General features: G+C 46.5%; 23 protein-coding genes. 10 read left to right on the top strand and 13 right to left on the bottom strand.

The genetic code is table 11. The features are described from left to right. Position 1: 1 nt before the first annotated feature. The 8 genes from QSJ47_RS01990 to miaA are packed head-to-tail and all read left to right on the top strand — an operon-like array spanning position 2 to position 5,703. Positions 2-718: a zinc ribbon domain-containing protein gene (locus QSJ47_RS01990; protein WP_221272054.1), complete on the top strand. Its 717-nt coding sequence runs from the start codon at positions 2-4 to the stop codon at positions 716-718. Positions 719-721: 3 nt separating this feature from the next. Continuing rightward, positions 722-1,906 (top strand): lipid IV(A) 3-deoxy-D-manno-octulosonic acid transferase, encoded by a 1,185-nt coding sequence (gene waaA, locus QSJ47_RS01985; RefSeq protein ID WP_221272053.1) that lies wholly within the window; start codon positions 722-724, stop codon positions 1,904-1,906. Beyond that, positions 1,890-2,648: an RluA family pseudouridine synthase gene (locus QSJ47_RS01980; protein ID WP_221272052.1), complete on the top strand. Its 759-nt coding sequence runs from the start codon at positions 1,890-1,892 to the stop codon at positions 2,646-2,648. The genes waaA and QSJ47_RS01980 overlap by 17 nt, the downstream gene beginning before the upstream one ends. After that, on the top strand, positions 2,623-3,468 hold the full coding sequence (lgt, locus tag QSJ47_RS01975; protein WP_221272051.1) for a prolipoprotein diacylglyceryl transferase: 846 nt from the start codon (positions 2,623-2,625) through the stop codon (positions 3,466-3,468). The genes QSJ47_RS01980 and lgt overlap by 26 nt, the downstream gene beginning before the upstream one ends. Positions 3,469-3,491: 23 nt before the next feature. Continuing rightward, positions 3,492-3,935: a nickel-responsive transcriptional regulator NikR gene (nikR, locus tag QSJ47_RS01970; RefSeq protein WP_221272050.1), complete on the top strand. Its 444-nt coding sequence runs from the start codon at positions 3,492-3,494 to the stop codon at positions 3,933-3,935. Continuing rightward, positions 3,919-4,518, top strand: a complete 600-nt coding sequence (gene nadD / locus QSJ47_RS01965; RefSeq protein ID WP_285602250.1) for a nicotinate (nicotinamide) nucleotide adenylyltransferase — start codon at positions 3,919-3,921, stop codon at positions 4,516-4,518. The genes nikR and nadD overlap by 17 nt, the downstream gene beginning before the upstream one ends. After that, positions 4,505-4,825: a ribosome silencing factor gene (gene rsfS, locus QSJ47_RS01960; RefSeq protein WP_221272048.1), complete on the top strand. Its 321-nt coding sequence runs from the start codon at positions 4,505-4,507 to the stop codon at positions 4,823-4,825. The genes nadD and rsfS overlap by 14 nt, the downstream gene beginning before the upstream one ends. Next, complete coding sequence (gene miaA, locus QSJ47_RS01955) at positions 4,822-5,703, top strand: tRNA (adenosine(37)-N6)-dimethylallyltransferase MiaA (RefSeq protein ID WP_285602249.1); 882 nt, start codon at positions 4,822-4,824, stop codon at positions 5,701-5,703. The genes rsfS and miaA overlap by 4 nt, the downstream gene beginning before the upstream one ends. Here miaA and QSJ47_RS01950 read toward each other — a convergent pair. Genes QSJ47_RS01950 through QSJ47_RS01890 form a run of 13 tightly spaced genes read right to left on the bottom strand, consistent with a single transcriptional unit; the run spans position 5,684 to position 17,757 of the window. Beyond that, on the bottom strand, positions 5,684-6,433 hold the full coding sequence (locus tag QSJ47_RS01950; RefSeq protein WP_285602248.1) for a carbonic anhydrase: 750 nt from the start codon (positions 6,431-6,433) through the stop codon (positions 5,684-5,686). The genes miaA and QSJ47_RS01950 overlap by 20 nt on opposite strands. Continuing rightward, positions 6,430-6,996 carry a dTMP kinase gene (tmk, locus tag QSJ47_RS01945; RefSeq protein ID WP_285602247.1) on the bottom strand — a complete coding sequence of 189 codons (567 nt, stop codon included), beginning with the start codon at positions 6,994-6,996 and terminating at the stop codon, positions 6,430-6,432. The genes QSJ47_RS01950 and tmk overlap by 4 nt, the downstream gene beginning before the upstream one ends. Further along, entirely contained in the window at positions 6,997-7,470 is a 474-nt protein-coding gene (gene coaD, locus QSJ47_RS01940) for a pantetheine-phosphate adenylyltransferase (RefSeq protein ID WP_285602246.1), read from the bottom strand. Beyond that, positions 7,470-8,030: a UbiX family flavin prenyltransferase gene (locus QSJ47_RS01935; RefSeq protein ID WP_221272043.1), complete on the bottom strand. Its 561-nt coding sequence runs from the start codon at positions 8,028-8,030 to the stop codon at positions 7,470-7,472. Before QSJ47_RS01935 ends, coaD begins: the two co-directional genes overlap by 1 nt. Then, positions 8,027-8,701 (bottom strand): flagellar basal body P-ring formation chaperone FlgA, encoded by a 675-nt coding sequence (flgA, locus tag QSJ47_RS01930; RefSeq protein WP_285602245.1) that lies wholly within the window; start codon positions 8,699-8,701, stop codon positions 8,027-8,029. Before flgA ends, QSJ47_RS01935 begins: the two co-directional genes overlap by 4 nt. Continuing rightward, positions 8,698-10,752 carry an ATP-dependent helicase gene (locus tag QSJ47_RS01925; RefSeq protein WP_221272042.1) on the bottom strand — a complete coding sequence of 685 codons (2,055 nt, stop codon included), beginning with the start codon at positions 10,750-10,752 and terminating at the stop codon, positions 8,698-8,700. Before QSJ47_RS01925 ends, flgA begins: the two co-directional genes overlap by 4 nt. Further along, positions 10,749-13,289 carry a tetratricopeptide repeat protein gene (locus QSJ47_RS01920; protein WP_285602244.1) on the bottom strand — a complete coding sequence of 847 codons (2,541 nt, stop codon included), beginning with the start codon at positions 13,287-13,289 and terminating at the stop codon, positions 10,749-10,751. The genes QSJ47_RS01925 and QSJ47_RS01920 overlap by 4 nt, the downstream gene beginning before the upstream one ends. A gap of 9 nt (positions 13,290-13,298) precedes the next feature. Next, positions 13,299-14,555 (bottom strand): serine--tRNA ligase, encoded by a 1,257-nt coding sequence (serS, locus tag QSJ47_RS01915; protein ID WP_221272040.1) that lies wholly within the window; start codon positions 14,553-14,555, stop codon positions 13,299-13,301. Between the two features lie 9 nt (positions 14,556-14,564). Further along, positions 14,565-15,338, bottom strand: a complete 774-nt coding sequence (locus QSJ47_RS01910) for a carbon-nitrogen hydrolase family protein (RefSeq protein ID WP_285602243.1) — start codon at positions 15,336-15,338, stop codon at positions 14,565-14,567. After that, positions 15,338-16,099: a bifunctional demethylmenaquinone methyltransferase/2-methoxy-6-polyprenyl-1,4-benzoquinol methylase UbiE gene (gene ubiE / locus QSJ47_RS01905; RefSeq protein WP_285602242.1), complete on the bottom strand. Its 762-nt coding sequence runs from the start codon at positions 16,097-16,099 to the stop codon at positions 15,338-15,340. The genes QSJ47_RS01910 and ubiE overlap by 1 nt, the downstream gene beginning before the upstream one ends. Next, the gene (gene hemJ, locus QSJ47_RS01900) at positions 16,099-16,539 is read right to left on the bottom strand and encodes a protoporphyrinogen oxidase HemJ (protein ID WP_221272037.1); all 441 of its coding nucleotides are present in this window, start codon (positions 16,537-16,539) and stop codon (positions 16,099-16,101) included. Before hemJ ends, ubiE begins: the two co-directional genes overlap by 1 nt. A 1-nt stretch (position 16,540) precedes the next feature. Beyond that, positions 16,541-17,086 (bottom strand): YigZ family protein, encoded by a 546-nt coding sequence (locus QSJ47_RS01895; RefSeq protein WP_285602241.1) that lies wholly within the window; start codon positions 17,084-17,086, stop codon positions 16,541-16,543. After that, positions 17,086-17,757: an META domain-containing protein gene (locus QSJ47_RS01890; protein WP_285602240.1), complete on the bottom strand. Its 672-nt coding sequence runs from the start codon at positions 17,755-17,757 to the stop codon at positions 17,086-17,088. Before QSJ47_RS01890 ends, QSJ47_RS01895 begins: the two co-directional genes overlap by 1 nt. A gap of 100 nt (positions 17,758-17,857) precedes the next feature. On the opposite strand from QSJ47_RS01890, the gene mraY reads away from it, so the two are divergent. Together mraY and murD are read left to right on the top strand one after the other, a co-directional pair. After that, positions 17,858-18,919, top strand: coding sequence for a phospho-N-acetylmuramoyl-pentapeptide-transferase (gene mraY / locus QSJ47_RS01885; protein WP_221272035.1), 1,062 nt, complete (start codon positions 17,858-17,860; stop codon positions 18,917-18,919). Between the two features lie 68 nt (positions 18,920-18,987). Continuing rightward, complete coding sequence (gene murD / locus QSJ47_RS01880) at positions 18,988-20,238, top strand: UDP-N-acetylmuramoyl-L-alanine--D-glutamate ligase (protein ID WP_221272034.1); 1,251 nt, start codon at positions 18,988-18,990, stop codon at positions 20,236-20,238. Positions 20,239-20,240: the final 2 nt, after the last annotated feature.

Raw genomic sequence — 20,240 nt, 5'->3', positions numbered from 1 at the left:
CATGAACGCCCACTTAGTGCAGTTGATCCAAATTGCCAAGTTAGATAAAGACATTGAAGCTTTAGAGCCCTTGATTAAAGCCAAGAGAGCCGACTTAGACAAAGCCCTAGCCACAAGACAGAAAAAGCAGGCAGAATACGCCTTGCTTGAAGAAGAAAAAGGCAGTTTGCACCTACAAATCCAAAAGAACGAACAAGCCTTGTACGAAACCAACGCCAAAGTCGATAGCATCCAAAAAAAGATTTCTCAAGTCAAAAGCGAAAGAGAGTTACGCTCTCTAGGCATTGAAGAGGACATCACCAAAGAACGGGCGAACCAAGCCAACAAAGAGATCGAACGCTTGCAGATAGAGAGCGCGCATAAGAGCAAGCTGCAGGAAACCTTACAAAGTGCCTTAGAGGATTTGGAGCAAGAGATCGCCACGCTCGAGCAGAAAGTGGAGACAGAAACTGCCGAGATTAAAGAGCAACAGCAAAGAATCTTCCAAGAAAAGCAAGATTTAACCTTGAAAATGGACCATAAACTCATCGCCTTCTATGAGAAAATCCGCCGTTGGGCGGGCAACACCTGCGTTGTGAGTGTGAAAAAGCAAGCTTGTGGGGGGTGCTTTATCCGTATTAATGATCGCACCTATGCCGAGGTTTTAAGCAGCAGCGACATTTTGACTTGCCCGCATTGTGGTAGGATTTTATACATAGACACCGCACAATCCGCTTAAGGTTTGGCTTTTTTTAAGTTTGTGTATTTAACGCTCTTGTCTGTGGGGCATTTGTGCGCCACGCCCTTTTTAGCCCTCTTTAGCCTCAAGGCAAAATACCGCCACTCACTCAAGGCGCGCTTTTTTGCTAGGAGATATGCCCTAAGCTTTAAGCCCCGCTTATGGCTGCACGCTTGCTCTTTAGGCGAGGTGAAGTCCTTAGAGTGTTTGCTAAATGCCTTTAAGGACACGCCCACACTCTTAACCACCACCACGCAAACGGGCTACAACCACGCCCAAAAATTGGCCAAAGATCACCACAATCTCCAAGCGCACTTTTTACTCTTTGAAACCTTGTTATTTCTATGGTGCAAGGATTTAGATGAGTTAAAAGCCCTTGTGGTAACAGAGGCGGAGCTGTGGTTTCAACTCTTTGCTGTGGCAAAGTCTGTGGGCGCAAAGACCTTTTTAATCAACGCCCGCATTTCTAGCCGCTCCTACCCCAAATACAAACGCTTCAAGCCCTTTTACACTGCCCTTTTTAAAAACATTGATTTTATCTACGCCCAAAGTGTGCTAGACAAAGAGAGGTTAGAAAGCTTAGGAGCAAAAACACTTTGTGTTTTCCCCCACACTAAGTTATTCAACCCCCCCATTTGCACCAAAAATTACCCCAAACTTAAAAACTTAAGCATTGTGGGGGCGAGCACCCACGCTAGCGAAGAGGCACTGATTGTAGAGGCGTTTTTAAGCTTAGACGAGTCGGCACAGCTCATTTTAGTCCCCCGCCACCCCGAACGCTTTAAAGAAGTGCGAAGCTATTTAGAAAAGCACCCCAAACTTAAAGGTGATTTTAGCTGTTTTTCTAGGGGCTTGAGGTGGGATAGTCGGGTGCTTCTCATTGACGCTTTGGGCGAGCTGATTAACTTTTATGCGATCGCGGATATTGTTATTTTGGGCGGGGCGTTTGCCCCCATTGGCGGGCACAACCCCCTAGAACCTGCTTACTTTGGGGTAAAGCTCATCAGTGGGACGCATATCTTTAACCAAGAGGCGTTGTTTGCCTGCGTGCAGAATTTTTATTTGGTGCAAGAAAACGAATTAGCCCCCACTTTGGCAAACCACGCCACGCTAAAGCACAGCAAAATAGACACCCACGAGCAAGAACTCCAAACTTTAATCAAGGCAATTAATGTTACAGGCGTATAAGGTTTTGGCTAAACAGCTTACAATCTCGCATAAAGAGGCTAAAAGGCTCATCGACAAAGGTCTAGTGAGCGTAGCCGGGCAAAGGCTCAAATTAGCTAGAGCGCTTATCGCCTCAAATGCCCCCTTAAGCGTCTTAAAGTGTGAAAGTCAGGTTTTAGCCAAAGAGACAGAGTTTCTAGCCTTGAATAAAGCCCAAAATGTGTCTAGTTTTGAATTAGAGCGCACCCACAAGCCCTACCAACTTTGCCACCGCTTAGACCAAAGCACAAGCGGCGTTTTATTGTTGGGTTTGGGGGAGTTTTATAAAAAAGCCCTAGAGGCGTTTAAAGAGCGCAAGGTGTATAAAGAGTATTTGGCTTTAGTGCAAGGGGTGTTAGATAAACCTTTAAGCGTGTCAAAGAATTTAAGCGTGCAAAAAAGCCACACAGAGGATAAAAAGGGCTTTGTGCGGGCGTTTGTGGATAAAAAGGGCAAGAGGGCACTTACGCACATCACCCCCATTAAGACAATCGGGCAAATGACTTTATTAAAAGTGGTGATAGAAACGGGAGTAACGCACCAAATTAGGGCGCATTTAGCCCACCTCAAACACCCCATTGTGGGCGACATTTTCTACGGCGCAAAGCCTAATCAATATTTTTTCTTACACGCTTTTAAATTAGAGCTATTAGGGCTAAAATTTCAAGCCCCCCTACCCCCTTACTTCAAGGATTGCTGTGAGTTACTGGAACACGATTTATAGCCATTTTAGCCCCATTGCTTTTCATCTCTTTTCTATCCCCGTGCATTGGTATGGGCTCGCCTATGTGAGCGCGCTCGTTGTCGCCTTTTTTCTCGCCAAGAGGGCACTAAAGACAGACCCCGCGCGCTTTCCCATTAGCCAAACAAACTTTGAGAGCTATTTTTTATACGCTGAGGTGGGCGTAGTGTTGGGGGCAAGGCTGGGCTACATTCTCATTTACGACCCCAACACGCTTTACTACCTCAAAGCCCCATGGCAAATTTTTAACCCCTTTTACAACGGGGAGTTTATCGGCATTAGAGGCATGAGCTATCACGGCGGGCTTGTGGGTTTTTTGGTGGCTTCGTGGGTCTTTAGCAAGGTGAAAAAGCAAAACTTCTTAATTTACTTGGATTTGATCGCCGTGAGTTTGCCCCTAGCCTATGTCTTTGGGCGCATTGGTAACTTTTTAAACCAAGAGCTCTTTGGGCGGGTTGTGCCCAAGGGCGATATTTTTGGCGAGAAAATAGGCATTTTAGTGGGTGGGGTGTTGCGTTACCCCAGTCAGCTCATAGAGGCATTTTTAGAGGGCTTTTGTGTGTTCTTGGTGATTTGTGTGGCTAGGCATTACAGCAAAACGCATGGCATGCTCATGGTGGTGTATGGCTTTGCTTATGCGTGTGCGCGGTTTGTGGCAGAGTATTTTAGAGAAGCGGATGCACAGCTGGGTTATTATGTGTGGCATTTAAGCATGGGGCAGATTTTGAGTTTTTGTATGGTGCTGGTGTCCTTGGGGCTGTGGGGCTTTATCAAACTTGATAAATCCGCCCAAATGCGCTAAAATGGGGCTTTTTAGGGAGTGCAATGGAAAACAAAGAAGATGCGATCATTAGGTTTTCGGTGTCCTTACAACAAAATCTTTTAGATGAGCTAGATAACCGCATCATTAAAAACGGCTACTCATCTAGGTCCGAGCTCGTGCGCGACATGATTAGAGAGCGCCTTGTAGAGGACAGCTGGTCTAGGGCAGATAGCGAGGACAAAGGCTTGATTGTGGCGGTTGTGGTGCTCATTTACGATCACCACCAACGAGAGCTCAACCAGCGCATGATCGACATCCAACACGAGAGCCACATCAGCATTTTATGCACCACGCATGTGCATTTGGATGCGCACAACTGCCTAGAAACCATCATCTTAAGGGGCAAGCCGGCGGACATCATGCACTTGCATTTAGAAATCGGGGGGCTTAAGGGCGTGAAATTCTCCAAGCTCACCAAAGCATCGAGTTTTGAGTCCAACACCTAAGCCCACCATTGCGCTGTATGGGGGCAGCTTTGACCCTCCCCACATCGCCCATTTAGAGGTGATTTACCAAACTTTAGCCAGTTTTACCCTAGATAGGTTGTTTGTCCTAGTCGCCCACCAAAACCCCTTTAAAAAGCCCCCCGCCTTCACGCCCAAGCAACGCTTGCTGTGGATGCAAGAACTCTTAAGGGGGGTGGACAAAGTCGTGGTGAGCGATTATGAAATCAAACAAAACCGCCCCGTGCCCACCATTGAGAGCGTGCGCCATTTTCACCAAACCTACACCCCCCAAAAGCTCTACTTTGTCATGGGCACGGACAATGTGGTGGGCTTAAAGGATTGGGAGGGCTACACGGAGCTTATCAACCTTGTACATTTTATTTTGGTGCAAAGGCAGGGCTACCCCTTGAGCACGCCCCCAAGTTTCACCCACTCGTTTTTATCTCTTGAAAACATCAAATGCCCTATTTCATCCACACAGATTAAAGCCGTGCTTGCCAAACACCAAATCTCCCCCCACCTACCCCCCCTAGTGCAAAGCGGAGTGCTGACAACCTTTAAGGAGAACCATGAGAATTGCTAGAATCGTCGCCTTGCTTGAGGAGAAGAAGGCGGAAAATGTCGCCACCTTTGATTTAAGAGAGCAAGACTACATCACCGAGCATGTGGTGATCGCCACCGCCTTAGCGGGCAAGCACGCCCTAGCCCTGCTCGATCACCTCAAAACCACGCTCAAACCCCTAGGCGAAACCTTTTACGCCGTGGATGAGAGCAATGAGGAGTGGATCATCATTGACTTGGGCGACATTATGGTGCATATTTTCACCCAGAATTATAGAGAGCGTTTTGATTTAGACGGGTTTTTAAAGACCTATAACAAGCCCCATTGAAAATCATTGCCATCATCGGGGCGAGTGGGAGCGGGAAGAGTGCATTAGGGCTAGAGATCGCTTTGTGCTTAAATACCCCCATTGTATCCTTAGATTCGCTGAGTGTTTATCAAGAGCTAGACATTGCCAGCGCCAAACCAAGCCCACAAGAGCTAGCCCTTGTCAAGCACTACGGCATAGACATTTTAACCATCCCCCAAAAAAACAATGCCCAAGTCTTTAAAGCCGAGCTTGAAAGGGCTATGTTAGAACACGAACAACTCTTGATTGTAGGCGGGAGTGGGTTTTATTTAAAATCCGTGATCGAGGGCTTGAGCCCACAGCCCACACTCAGCCAAAAGCAAGAGCAAGAGATTTTAGAGCAAATCAAAGCTCTAAAAGACCCCCACGCCTTTTTAGCTAAAATTGACCCCACCTACGCCAAGCACGCCACAGACCCTTATCGCACCGCCCAGGGGCTAAAACTCTACTTTGCCACAAACACCCCCCCAAGCCTTTATTTTAAAAACCACCCCAAAGAGCCCTTTAGCCACCCCATAGACATTTTTATTTTAACCCTAGACAAGCCCGCCCTGTACGCACAGATCGCCAAACGCACAAGGCGCATGTTAAAAAGGGGCATGGTGCAAGAGATTGAAACCTTAGCTCAAAAGTACGGCACGCACCACCAACCCTTTAAAGCCATAGGACCTAAAGAGTGCTTGCAATATTTAAGGGGAGAAATTAAGGCGACAGAGCTAGAAAGCCTCATCACCACGCACACTTGCCAGCTGGCTAAACGCCAAATGACCTTCAACAAGGGTTTTAAAAACGCACAATTCTTGCCCTCCTTCAAGCTCAAACAAGCGATTTTGCGCCTTAATGCTCCCGCACAATAGCCGAACTTTTAACAATCACGCGGTTATAGTCTTTTTGTAAGGGGCGTTGGTTGGGCTTGTTGTGCATGATTTTTTTAATGCCTTCAAATTGCTGGGGCGAGAGGCTAAGGGTTTCCTCAAGGACAAACCAAGTCACGCCCTCTGTGCAAGGGGGTGTTGTGAGCGAGCCGTTGAAGTGGTAGTAGTGGATCGTGTCTGGCAAAAGTTTTTCTAAGGCGAGGGGTTTGGGGGGTGTTTTGTATGTATAAGCGTTTAAGAGAGGCGTTAAGAAGGGATTTTCTTGCCCAATTGTAAAGCCAATCCCCACCACCAATAAACGCCCTTGAGCGTCTTTATGCACTAGGTGCATGCTCAAGGGTTGGCGCTTGCCATGGATGGCAAATTCCATAGGGATATGGAAGTGCAGATTCACTAGGTTATACTTGTGATCTCTGTAGATAGTAGAATCTTTGGGGTGGGCAAACTTAGCCACAAAAGTGTGGTGTGCATAGTCGATCGAAGTGGGGGCTGTGCTGTGGTAGTTAAAGACAAAATTTTCTTTGTCGGGTGCATGGTAGTAATGTTCGATATTGATGGGAGATTGGTTTTTCCCCGCCTTACAAACCGCATAGTCTTTATGTAATTTATCCCAGTGTTTAGCCCCCGTATGGGCTTCATAGCTCCAATGCTCTGCCCCTAAAGCCATGGGCAAACTTAAAGATAAACCGATGAGAAATAAACTTGTTTTCATAACCGTTTAAGCCTTTCTAAAATGTTTTTATTTAAACTCTTTGGGTCTTGGCTTGCGTCTAGGGTGTGGGTTTTGAGCCCCAAAAGTTGGCAAGCTTGCAACAAACGCTCTTGGGTGTGCTCTAAAAACTCTAGCCCCTTGGATTCGATAAAGTCGTGGGTTTTGGTGTGCATCCGCTCTTTTAAGGCTTTAGGATGTAGTTTTAGCAAAAATACACAATCGGGCAACACTTCTAACAAGCCGTGTAAGCGGTGTAATTCTAGGGCTTGCTCTAAGGGATAAGGAGCGTAGGCAAGCCCTGAGATCAAAGAGCGGTCGCTAAAGATGAGTTTATGGGCGTTGGGCTTTAGCACCTCCTCTAAGTGCAACGTCCGATCGGCTAGGAACAATAAAAACTGCGTAGGTGGGCTTAAATTCTCATGCAAGACCTTTTGGCGTAGGGCTTGCCCTAACTTAGTGCCCCCCGGCTCTTTGGTAAAAAGTGCATGCGGGTAGGCTTCTTTAAGTAGGGCAATTTGCGTGCTCTTGCCGCTCGTGTCTACCCCTTCTAAAGCGACATACATCTAAAACCTTTGGTTGATGAAGTCTAACACAAGGGGGGGGACTAGGTGGGCGATTTGCCCCTTGTGGCTTAGGATTGAGCGCACCACAGACGAGCTGATGAAGGCGTTTTGCAAAGCGGGCATGAAAAAAAGGGTTTCAAGCTCGGGGTTTAAAGATTTATTGGCATAACCCATTTGAAACTCAAATTCAAAATCGCTCACCGCTCTAAGCCCTCTTATGATCCACTTACAGCTATAAGACTTCGCTAAATCGCATAACAGCCCCTCAAAGGCGAGGCATTGGACATTGTCTAAAGACTTCGTGGCAAGTTGCAACATTTCTAATCGCTCTGGCAAGCTAAACATGGGGTTTTTTACGCTGGATTTTGCCACCGCCACAATTAGGGGGTTAAACAAGTTTGCCCCTTTTTTGATGATGTCTAAATGCCCGTTGGTGATGGGATCAAAGGTCCCCGGATAAATAGCCGGGTGCATTAAACCCCCCACCTTGGGTATAAGTCGTGTTCGATCCCTAAAGAATCAAACCACTTACCCACTAAAAACAGCTCCATGCTCTCTAGGTCTTTGGGTTTGGTGTAGTAGGTGAGTAAGGGGGGGGCGATGATCGCACCCGTCTGCGCTAATTTTAAAAGGTTTTCAAGAGCGATAGAGTGCAGGGGCAACTCCCTAGGGGCGATTAAAAGCTTTTTCTGCTCTTTTAAGGCGACTGAAGCCGTGCGTGTGAGTAGGTCATCGCAAATGCCATGGGCAATTTTGCTAAAGGTGTTGAGGCTGGCTGGGATCACCGCCATCGCATCTACGTTGAAACTGCCCGAAGAGATGGGCGCGTCTATCTCGTGGTGCTTGTAAAGGGTGTAGGGGCGTTTCAACTCTTTTAATTTGTCTGTAAAATTTAACTCCATTTCCGCTAGCACAACTTTCTTAGCATGCGCACTGAGCACAATGAATAACTCCACTCCAAGCGGCAAGTTTTCCACAAACCGCCACGCCAAATTAACCCCGCTCGCCCCACTCACGCCTAAGACTAACTTCACAGCACCTCCCCTTTTAAAAACCCCGTGATTTTCACCTGCACGACTTTTTTACTCTCCACATTTAACGCTTGGATCACTTGATCCAAAACTCCATTTTCTAAGGCTTGCAAAGAAGTTTCTAAAGAGATCGCCCCCTCTCTTAGCGTGGCGTGGAAAATCTCGTGCTTGTAAACTAAAATTTGTGCCCCGACTTTGTCGATGCTTAAAAGCGTGTTGGCGGCTAAGAAACTCCTTGCACTAGAGTTATTGATGTAAGACGAGTCGATGGGCATGGCAAAAAAGCGGGTGAAGGGAACACTCACTTGGTAGGTGTTGCTGGGGTCTAGGTTTTGGTCTTTTCTTAACATGCTCTTGCTCTTATAGACCTGGATCGTGGCTTTGATTTTATAGCGCACCCACACGCTTTGGTTTTGTAGGCTTAGGTTGAGCAGCCCCTCTTGGCTTAAAAACTGCGGATTGCGCCAAGATAAATTTAAATCTTGTGGCTTTTTGGCTTGCTTTAAAATTTTCTCCAACACGGCGGGGTTGCCGCTAGTAAGGCTTATTTGCACGGCTTGGATTTTCAAGGGGTATTTGGCGTAAAAGTTATTGTAGGCTTGCCTGATCGCTTGCTCTAAAAGCCCCTCAGCCATTAGGGGCAAACTGAGTAGGATAAAAAGTAAGAGCCTCAAAGCACGATCTTTTTAACAGAGTTTGGTCTAAGCCACACAAGTCCATGCGTGAAGAAGACTTGCAAGTGCCCCTCTTCAATGTGTTTAATCAAGCCAAAGCCATAGTGGGAGTGGTGCACGCAATCGCCCACATGTAGAATGGGGGCGGGGGCTAATTTGGCTTCTTCCACAAAACGGGATGGGCTCAAATTGACTTGCTTTTGCCTAAAATACGCGCGCTCTTTAGTGCTACAAATATAAAATTCTTCCTTCGCTCTTGTGATGGCGACATAGCCTAAACGGCGCTCTTCTTCAATGTCCGCCTCCTTTGTGCCATAGGGGAAAAAGCCCTCTTCAAAGCCCACGAGAAAAACCACGCTAAACTCCAAACCTTTAGAGGCATGCACGGTCATGCACTTGACCCCCTTAGAATTTTTTGAATGGATGGCTGGAGTTTCTAACACGCTCTGGTCTAAAAAATCTTGCACGGATACACAGCTCTCTAATGCTAAAGATTCAGTCACAAAGTCTAAAAACATGGTTTTTAAAGCTTGTAAGCGTTCTAAAACTTCCTCATCTGTTTGTTCTCCATCGTCCATGTAGGCGTAGGCGTTAAAAAGCTCTAGAGCTTGCTTAGGTTTGCTTAGGTGCGTGGCTTGGAGGGATAGGGCATCTAAAAGGGTGAAAAACTCTTGTAAGCGAGCGTGGGCTTTACTGGGGAGTCCTTGGAGCAAATGGGATTGATAAGCCTTAGCGATGCTACAAGCATTTTGCGCGCAAATGCATTGGATTTTTTCTACACTACCCTTGCCCAACCCTTTAACTTTGCTAAGCAAGCGCAAAAGTGCGCTGTCGTCATGGGGGTTAGCCAGCGTGCGCAAATAGGCGAGGCGGTCTTTAATTTCGGCGCGCTCAAAAAAGCCCGTCTGTCCCACAAGAGTGTAGGGGATTTTAGCTTGGCGTAGGGTTTTTTCAATGTCTTCAGCAAGGCAATTAAAGCGGTAAAGGATGGCGATTTCCTCATAGGGGATTCCCTTAGCGGCGCATTCTAGGATTTTTTTAAGGATAAAGCCTTGTTCTTCTAAGGTGTTTGGGAAATGCTTCGCTTTTATGGTGTGTGCACCCCCTTGGCTCTTTTGGCTAAATAAGGTCTTTTGGTGGCGGTATTGGTTATGGGCGATGAGTTCGTTTGCGCAGCTAAGGATTTCAGGGGTGGAGCGGTAATTTTGCTCGAGTTTGATGACCTTAGCTCTGGGGAATCGGTTCTGAAAGTCTAAAATATTGCTGATGTCTGCCCCCCTAAAGCCGTAAATGCTTTGGTCGTCATCACCCACCACGCACAAGTTTTCGTGGGTGCTGCAAAGTTGTTTTAAAAGTTTGAATTGCAAGGGGTTGGTGTCTTGGTACTCATCTACAGAGATGTATTGGTAATACTCGCTGATTTGGCGCGCCAGTGTAGGCGTTTCTTCTAAGATGAGATGGGGCAGTGCGATGAGGTCGTCATAATCCACCCAATTTTGTTTTTCTAAATATTCTCCATAAGCCCTAAACGCTTTTTTGACATCGGGGTAGCAATCTTCCCATTTGATGAGGTGGTTTTTGATCCGCAAAAAATTTTTAAATAAATGACCGAGAAAGTGAGAATCGTCTTGCCATGGAAAATTACTATTGTTTTTGTAGGGGAGCAAAATGTGTTTGAGTTCTTTTTTAAGTTCTTCGGGTTTTTTGACAATAAAGTCTTTTGTGCGCCCCAACACTCCCATGTATTTTCTCAAAAAAGCGCAACCAAAGCTGTGGAAAGTGCTGAGTTTGAGTTTATAAGGTTTGTGCTGTGTGCCGAGCAATGCCATCGCCCTCTCTTGCATTTCATGGGCGGCTTTTTTGGTGAAGGTTAAAGTGAGCGTGTTTTCAGGGCGCACCCCCACAGAGCCGATGAGGTAAGCTAGGCGGGTGGTTAGAGTCTTGGTTTTACCGCTGCCTGCTCCGGCTAAAATCAATAAGGGTCCGTCAATATGGAGCACAGCTTCTCTTTGGGCAGAGTTTAGAGGGGCAAGTAGACTTTGGGCATTCATGGCAAATCTTGGGCGTTTGTGGGTGCTCTTAAATAGAAATCAAAATAAGAAGAGTGAAAATCATGGGCTTTAATCGCACCAAAATTATTTAAGCTAGCCTCTAAATTACCAACTCTTTGGTAAAGCAGTCCCAAGCCATAGCGCACATCGTAATTGCCCGGATCCATGCTCTTGCCAATCTCTAACAACAAGGCGGCATCGTCAAAGCGTTTTAAAGCAATGTAGGATAGACTCGCCAATTCGTAAACCTCCATTTCGTGATCGCCCAGCTTGTCGATGAGGGCGTTGTAAATCCCTATGGATTTTTCATACTGCTTTTGGAAAATGTGGAGCAAGCCGAGCATGCGCAATAAATCTGTGCTCATCTCTTGGTTGTTTGAAGCACTTAAGCGGGCGTTGAGCTCCTCCTCCTCTTGGTTTAAAAGCCCTGTGATGAAGCCCATGTAGATATACATCTTGCGTGCCAAAAGCGGACCATGTATGAGTTCCTCAAAGTTCGTCTTTTTGTTGGTTAAAAAGGCATAAGCCCCAAGCATTTGGCGGATATCGGCGTGGTATTTAAGCATCATCTCATAAAACACACTTGTGAGCATGTTTTTGGGGCGCATTTTTTTTAGGGCGGCGAAGTTTTTCACTAGCCCTTGTTTGTTATGGGTGCGGTTGGCATAGGCTACACCTAAGGCGTAGTAAATGCTCAAAGGCCGCTTAGCCTTTTGCATCCAGTTCAAATCATCATCGGTCGCCCCGTTTAAATAAGAGAGGAAAGAACTTAAAAAGGCATGCCTTGTGGGATCACTAAACTTCAAAGTTTGGAAATCCAAAGTGATTTGTTTGAGTAGGGCACTAGGGTCGCGGTAATCTAGGCGTGTGCTCATGACAGCAAAAATACCAGCGAGGACATTTTTAGGATCGAGGTGGTAAGCCTTTTTAAAGTGGAATCTGGCTTTATGGAAGTTCTCTAGCTGGGCGTAGATTAAACCCGTATCGTAATGTGCCACAGAGCTGTTAGGATTATCTTCTAACGAGAGTTCAAACTCTTTAAGCGCTAGGCGTAAGTGAAAGAGGCTTAGGTGCTTGATCCCGGCGATCATGTGTCGGTCGGCAAGGCTGCCATATTTACCATTTTCTAAAAAATTGACTGCCTCCATAAAATCCTGACTCTCACCGCTATCCACAAAAAACACCCCCTCTTGGATCGCACCCAAGGCACTTTTAATATTGACTAATTTGTAGGGGGCGTAGTAAAACAATACCCGATTGACGGGCAGTCCGGGTCCATCTTTAAAATTTCTACTCCAAAAATCCTTGCGGATGGTGTTCATGTCAAAAAAATACGCATTAGGAGATGGCTCAATTGGGTAAGTGTCCGTTAAAATCTTTTCTTGGTGTTTGCTTTTATTGATGTCGTGTAAAAGAGCCTTTAAGATGTCTTGCACGGCACCAAAATCCCCCAATTTGAGTGCGATGAGCTCTAAAGCCACTAGCACATCTTTATCTTCCTTGTAGCGTTCGTTGTAGCGTTGCAGGTATTCAATCGCCTGTTCGTAATCGCCCATGCGCGCATAGAGCAAGCCCAAAGCCTTATTATCTCTGGGAGTAGCGGTAGCGCTCAGTTGTGTGATAGCGCTGGCTTCGTCTCCAAAGAGCAAATATATCTTAGCCGCCAAGCGTTGCCTATCCCCGTTGAATAAATCGGAGTTGGGGTTGGTTAAGGCAGATAGGGTTTCAAAGTAATGCCCTCCGTAGTAAAGAGTCAGGGCATAGACATAGGAGTAAATGGGCTGTTTTTCTATTTCTGACATGTTGTCTACGGCCACTTTTAAATAGCGGGTGTAAAGATCCATATTGTTGATATAAAAGGCAGCAGCCATTGCGTCAATGGCATCCACACTATCATTACCCTTAATCGCTAAAGCATCATTAAAAGCCTGTAAGGCTCCTGTATAGTCGTGCTTACGCATTCTAATCACCCCTAGATTGTGGTTAGCAATGCTCGATGAAATGTTGGAGATGTTGCTAAAAACCTGCAAAGATTCATCGATTTGCCCATGGTTGTAGAGGATTTCAGCCTTCTTAATCAAAGTGTTGACTTGCTCTTCATTGCTTAGGGGGATGCGGCTACTCTCTTTTAAAGTGGGCAAGTTATCTAAAATCGAATTCTCGCTCTTCTCCACTTGCACGAGTTTACTAAGTTGTTGTTCGGTGTTTTTGCTCAGTTTTTTTTCATGGTGTTCTTCATGGGCAACAAAGCTTGTGATGAGTGCACCCACAACGATTAAGACCACAAGGCCCGTCCCACCCAAAACAGAGAAGTATAGTCTAGGGTAGCTATGCAAGCGGACTAAAAACTCTTTGGGGCTTTTAGCGTTGAAAAGGGGGCTTTCTTTGTTAAAAAATTTTTTAATCTGGTCTAAAAAGACAGAGAATTTATTTTCACTCTTGCTTTTGTTTTGTTCCCCCTCTACAAGGTCACTAGGGGCATTTTTTCGGTTAGTTGTCTTATTTTTTTGGGGTTGCTCTTGATTTTCATCCACCATACCAAACCTTTAGAATGTGCTAGGCAAGTAGGGCAACAACACTTTAGGGATTTTAATGTGCCCATCTTGTTCTTGGTGGTTCTCCATCAAAGCCACCAAAGTGCGCCCCACTGCCAAAGACGAGCCGTTTAAAGTGTGCACGAAAGTATTCTTTTTGTTCTCTTTGTAGCGGATTTTGGCGCGTCTGGCTTGAAAATCCCTAGTGTTACTCACTGAGCTAATCTCCCTATAGCAATTTTGCCCGGGTAGCCACACCTCAATATCGATTGTGTTGCTTGCACTAAAACCGATGTCCCCGCTGCAAAGTTGCATGAATCTATGGGGCAATTCTAGGGCTTTTAAAATCCCACTTGCGGTTTCTAACATCTTAGCTTGCATGGCATCGCTCTCTTTAGGGTGGGTGATCGCCACTAACTCCACTTTGTCAAATTGATGCTGGCGGATAATGCCCCTTGTGTCCTTGCCCGCGCTGCCCGCCTCTTTACGAAAACACGGCGTGCAAGCGGTCATTAAAATGGGCAATTCTTCGGCAGTTAAAATCTCATCGGCGTATAAATTCGTAAGGCTCACTTCAGAAGTGGGGATCAAATACAAATCCTCCTCTTGCACCTTGAATAAATCCTCTTTAAACTTGGGTAATTGCCCCGTGCCAAAGAGGGTTTGGGTATTCACCAAAATGGGGGGGCTCACGATTTCAAAGCCCGCTTTGTAGTTGTAATCGAGCATAAAATTTAAAAGCGCGCGGCTTAAAAGCGCACCTTCTTTTCTTAGCACACTAAAGCGGCTTTGTGCAATCTTTACGCCCCTTTCAAACTCAATCCAGCCATTTTCTTGGGCGAGTTCGTGGTGTTCTTTGGGCGTAAAGCTAAAGGTTTTTGGTTCTAACACCCTCTTAATCTCTACATTGTCGTTTTCATCTTTGCCAAAGGGCGTGATGGGGTCTAGTAGGTTGGGGATAGTGTGTAAAAGTGCGTCTAGCTCCTCTTCTAGTGTGTTGGTGTGGGCGACTAGGTCTGCGATCTTGACTTTGTTCGCCTCTAGGGCGTTTTTTAACTCTTGTGCCTTTGCGGGGTCGTCCTTGTAGGTGAAAAAGAGTTTAGAGCTTTTGTTTTGGAACTCTTGGGCTTGCTCGAGCTCTTGTTTCTTGGCTTTGTAGGCGATGAGTTGTTCTTTTAGAGTTTCTAAAATTGTGGGGTCTAAAAAGCGTTTGGCTAAATTTTCTTGCACGCCCTCAAAATCGCTAAGTAGTCGTTTTTTATCAATCATCATCTCTCCTTAATTTGGGGGACGAAAGCCCCACTCCTTAGCCCATGCCTGCAAATACGCCTTATGCACCTCCAAGTGCAACACCCCCAAATCCCCCTCTAAACTGCTGGCGATATTGCCATTGGGCAGGGCGATCAAACTATCCCCATAGAAACGCCATGGGATGTTTTGGTTTTCACGCACCATACCGATACGATTTGCCCTAGCCACCAGCATAGAGTTACAAAATGCCCTTGAGCGCAAGACACAGCGCCAACGCTCAAACGACTCAAAGGTGCTAGCCGTGCTAACCAACACTACCTCTACTCCCGCCTCTTGCAAAGCCACCCAAAGCCTATCAAAATGCAGTTCATACCCAAAGAGTGGGGCGATTTTAATCCCCTCAATTTCTAGGATCGGGGGGGTTTTAAAGGCGGTGGGCTGTGGGTTGGCAAAAAAGCTAGCCTCCCCCCAGTGTTCAAAATTCACTAAGCGTTGTTGGCTGTAAAATTGCGTATCCTGTGGGCTGATTAAAGCAATGTGTTTCAACAAGCCCTGCTCTTTTAATAAGACAAGCGGGACACTAAAGGTGATTTGGTGTTTGGCACTTAAGAGCTGTAATTGGTCTAGGCGGGCTTGGCTGTGGCTGTCGATCTTCTCGGGGGCTAGACTTAAGAGCTCCAAGAAAAAGGGAGTCGCGGCATACTCGGGCAAAACCACCACCGCATTTGGGGGCATTTGGCGCACGCTCTTTTGGATGAACTCCCACTCAAAACTAGCCATTTGTAGTAGAAATAAATGCATTAGAGTTTCACCGCAAAAATGCCCGACACACTTTTATACATGTAGTGGCTCTTTTGGACGACCTCTAAGCCCACATCACTAAGTTCCTCTTCTAGCTCATCTGCGCTGATGAACCTTTCAATGGATTTTGGCAAATAGGCGTAGGCTTTGTAATTCCAGCTAACAAGCATCCCCACAAAGGGCAAAATCTTAGAAGTGTAGATGTGTGCCAAGTAGCCTAAAATCCCCTTTTTATCTTGGCGCATAAACTCAAGCACCAACAACACCCCCCCTTTTTTTAGCACCCTAGTAAACTCTTTTAACGCCTCTTTGCGCTCCACGACATTACGCAGCCCATAGGCGATGGAGAGCAAATCCACGCTATTATCAGCTAAGGTGCGTAAGTTTTTTGCTTCCAAACAATCTAGGCGGATACGGGCGTTTTGGTTAAAGGGGCTTGCGGCGATTTTTTGCTCGGCTAGGCGCAACATTTCCGCAGACGGGTCGATCCCACACACGCTTGCCACGCTTCCCTTACACGCAACGATTCTCTCCAAAACACACAACAACATATCCGCTGTCCCACACGCAATGTCTGCGACATTTAAGTCCTTTAGATCCCTTCTAAAGGCGTAAACATGGCGCAGGGCCTCTTGCACGCTCTCTTTGCGCCATTTATGGTCTTGCTTGAAGCTGACAACTTTATTTGCTGTGTCGTAGGTTTTGGCAATGGAGTCGAACATGCCGATGATTTGCTGTTGCTTGTCTGTGGGTTTTGCCATCAAAAGAATTTCCCCACCACCGCAAACACAATCACCGCCATGCATGCGGTCGGCACTTCGTTCATCACCCTAAAAAAGCGCGAACTTTTATAAGTCCCCTCGTTTTTGAGCGCACGCATCCACTTACGGCACATGAAGTGAAAATGCAAGAGCAACAGCACAAAGAGCAATTTTAAATGCACCCAGCCGTAGTGGAATAAATCTAGCCCGCCCAAAATATAAAACAACCCTAAACCACTAAGGATGCTTAACACCATGGCGGGCGTGGCAATGCCGTTGAACAAGCGCGCCTCTTGCACCCGCACCACCGCTACAAACTCGGGCTTGTCGTGGTTTTCTCTGTGATAGACGAACAAACGGGGCAAGTAAAGCAAAGCTGCCATCCACGAGATGACGGCTAAGATATGCACGATTTTAAGCCACAGATATAGGGTTTGCATGTCAATGTCCTAGTGCTTTTTCTAAAAGATGGGGCGCGCCGATCAAATCCACCCACGCCCCCGTGCTTTGGGTTTCCTTCACCACCACTTGCACGCCATACTTTAGCCCCCTAGCCTTGAGAGCCTGCAAAGCCCCTAGCCCCACCCATTCGCAAATGTGCATGGGCACCACAAAGGGCTCTAATTTGGCTTGTTCTAAACAAAGTTGTAAAGACAAGCCATAGGCTTTCATAAGCCCCCCAACGCCTAAAAGCACCCCTCCAAAATAGCGCACCACAAAGATCGCCACATTGATTAAATCCTCACGGCGCAGCATGTCCAATAGGGGTTTGGTGCTGTTTCTTGGTTCTCTATCCTCGTGCAAGGCTTCTTTTAGGGTGTTGTCCTCTAAATAGCGGTAGGCGTAAACGATGTGGCGGGCTTTGAAGTGTTCTTGTTGCAGTTGCTTTAAAGTGGGGCTAAAGGCGTGCATGGGCACGAGAAAGCCTAAAAAGATCGAGCCTTTGATTTGGTGTTTGGAAGTGGGGGCGTTTAATAGGCTTTGCATCAGTGCTGCATGTAGATTTTCATTGTGGGGCTTTCGAGCAGAAGCGTGTTCTTGCCCCTTGTGATGTTAAAAACGCCCTTCAAATGGTTGTAAAACGCCAACTCAAATGCCATCAATTTCTCATTCCCACAAACTTTTCTGGCGATCCCCTTGTCGTCTAAGACAAGGTGATCATCATCCCTAAAGTTATAGCTAAAAAAGTACTTGTTACAGTAAACCATGCCATAGGCCCTTAGCTGCCGTTGGTCAAACTCTATATGCCCCATAGGGCTTCTCACCAGCGTAGGGGGCTTTTGGGTTTGGTCGCGTTTAATGTCGCTCTCTAAATGCTTCATGTCTTTTTTGATCATGGACGCATCGGGAGAGATGTCCTTGGTGTCTAAGTTCTTAATGCGCTGTTCTAACTCGGCTTGCAAGAGTTCTAGCTTGTCTTTGGGGGGGTTCTTAGAGTTGCTTTGGGGTTGGGGGGGTTGGGGTTGGGGGTGCTGCGCTTCCTCTATCAAGTCTTTAAAGTCAAAGGTTTGCCCATCCAACACCACCCGTACAATCTGGTATTGGTTGTGGCTGAAGTTTTTATTAAAAAAGCGCACCAACACACAACCGGTCAAGAGCACAGACAAGCCCACCATAGACAATAAAAAATGTGCTCTAAAGCCCCTCACAAACCGCACGCCAAACTCCTTCACACAGATAAATCCCTATTATATTCCAACTTGGTATAAAAGTAGCTTTATGTTATAATTGCGCCTTAATTTACCCTAAAGTTTGGAGATGCTCTACTACCTCTACCCTCTTTTGCACATTAATTTATTTCAGTATTTGACTTTCCGCTCAGGGATGGCGTTTTTTTTAAGTTTCTTTGGCTGTGTCTTTGTGATGCCTAAATTCATCGCATGGGCAAAGGCAAAAAAAGCAAACCAACCCATATCGGTTTATATCCCCCACCAAAACAAGCAAAACACCCCCACCATGGGCGGAGTGGTCTTTATAGCCACCACTTTAGTGGCTGCGCTTTTAACCGCTCGGCTTGACAATCTCTTCGTGCTTTTAGGGCTTTTTACCCTTGTGGGCTTTGGGCTCATCGGGGTGCAAGACGATTACACCAAAATCAGCCGCAAGAGCAATGCCGGCGTGACCTCACGCTATAAATTTGGCATGTTAGCTTTGCTTGCTTTTTTTATTACCCTCGCCCTCTTAGGGCTCATGCAAAACAAAGACCTTTACTTCCCCTTTTTAAAACACCCCATTTTTTCTTTTGAAGGGCATAATCTCTTGCTTGTGGGCTTTTGGATGTTGGTGTTCCTCTCCACCTCTAATGCCGTGAATTTGACAGACGGGCTAGACGGGCTAGCCACGGTGCCGAGCATTTGCGTGCTTGTGAGCCTTAGCGTGTTTATTTATGTCGTGGGCAATGCCGAGTTTAGTAAATACCTACTCTATCCAAAGGTGAGCCACAGCGGAGAGGTCATGGTCGTGGCGATGGCTTTAGTGGGCGCGCTCTTAGGGTTTTTATGGTTTAACTCCTTTCCGGCAGAGGTGTTTATGGGCGATAGTGGGAGCTTAAGCATTGGGGGGTTCATCGCCTACATGGCAATCCTTACAAACAATGAAATCTTATTGATCCTAATGGGGTCTGTGTTTGTGCTTGAGGCGGGTTCGGTGATTTTACAGGTTACCAGCTACAAGACCCGCAAAAAGCGCATTTTCCGCATGGCACCCTTGCACCACCATTTTGAATCCAAGGGTTGGCCCGAGAATAAAATCATTTTGCGCTTTTGGATCATCGCCCTTTTGAGTAATATTGTGGCTCTGCTTAGTTTAAAAGTGCGCTAAATTAGCGTTAAGTTATCCTAGTGTGCTATCCTAGCCTTTATTGATTGACTTTATTTCGAAGGCTTTTAATGATCTCTTTGCTTGGATATGGACAAACAAATAGAGCTTTTGCCGCCTATTTGCACCGCAAGAACATCCCCTATTGCATTTATGATGATCATGTGCTGACCCCCTCGCTAGACACCAACCAGCAAAAGTGGCTGCCCTCTAAAATGTTTAACCCTTACACTTCTAATTTAGAGCTCGTGAGCCCGGGCATTCCTTTTAACCACCCCCTCGTGGTGGCTAGCAAGCACCTTTGTAGCGAATACGACTACATTAAACGGCTTTGGGAGAGTAACCGCAAAGACCCCCTGCCGACCACGATTTTTATCAGCGGGACCAATGGCAAGACCACGACCACAAAAATGTTAGGGCTCTTGCTCAAAAATGCCCAAGTGGGGGGCAATATCGGCACGCCTTTAATCCAGCTCTACACTAAAAGTTTAGAGCTAAAACCCCCTTACACCTGGGTGCTTGAAACCAGTTCTTTCACTCTGCACTACACCAACCACTTGAGCCCACAAACCTATGTTCTCCTCCCCCTAGCCCAAGACCACTTGAGTTGGCATGGCAATTATGAAAACTATGTGGCGGCAAAGTTAAAACCCTTGAGCCTAATGGGCGCACACACCCACGCCTTTTTGCACGCTCCACTCAAAGACCACCCCCTCGTGCACGCCACAAAGACAGAGAGCATTTTTTATGAAAACTCCAAAGATTTGGCGCAAAAAATGGGGCTAGACGCTTCGAAGTTGCGCTTTAAAGAACCCTTTTTGCTCGATGCCCTCTTGGCTTTGAGTGCCGCAAAATTACACACGGGTGTTGCCGATTACGACTTGCTAAATAGCTATGCGATCCAACCCCACCGCATCGAGATTTTTACAGATAAAGGTGGCAATACTTGGGTGGATGACAGCAAGGCGACCAATGTAGACGCAACCCTAAAAGCCTTAGAGCGTTTTCAAGACAACTACATACACTTGATTTTAGGTGGGGACACAAAGGGCGTGGATTTAAAACCTTTGTTTGAAGCGCTTTCAAACCTACAAGCGGAGGTTTATGCCATAGGCGTGAGCGCGCCTGCGATCATGCAAATGGCTGAGGAACACAACATCCCCGCCCACTTATGCCGCAAAATCGAAGTGGCGGTGCAAGAGATCAAGAAAAATTTAAAGCAGGGCGACATCGGCATGCTCTCTCCCAGTGCGGCAAGCTTAGATCAATTCGCCTCTTACAAGCACAGAGGGGACGCTTTTAAACAATGTGTTTTGGAGTGAAC

The sequence above is a fragment of the Helicobacter sp. NHP22-001 genome, from assembly GCF_030270165.1.
Taxonomy (GTDB): Bacteria; Campylobacterota; Campylobacteria; order Campylobacterales; family Helicobacteraceae; genus Helicobacter; species Helicobacter gastrofelis.
The sequence above is the reverse complement of the archived record's forward strand: the minus strand, read 5'-3'. Positions and strand labels throughout refer to the sequence as shown.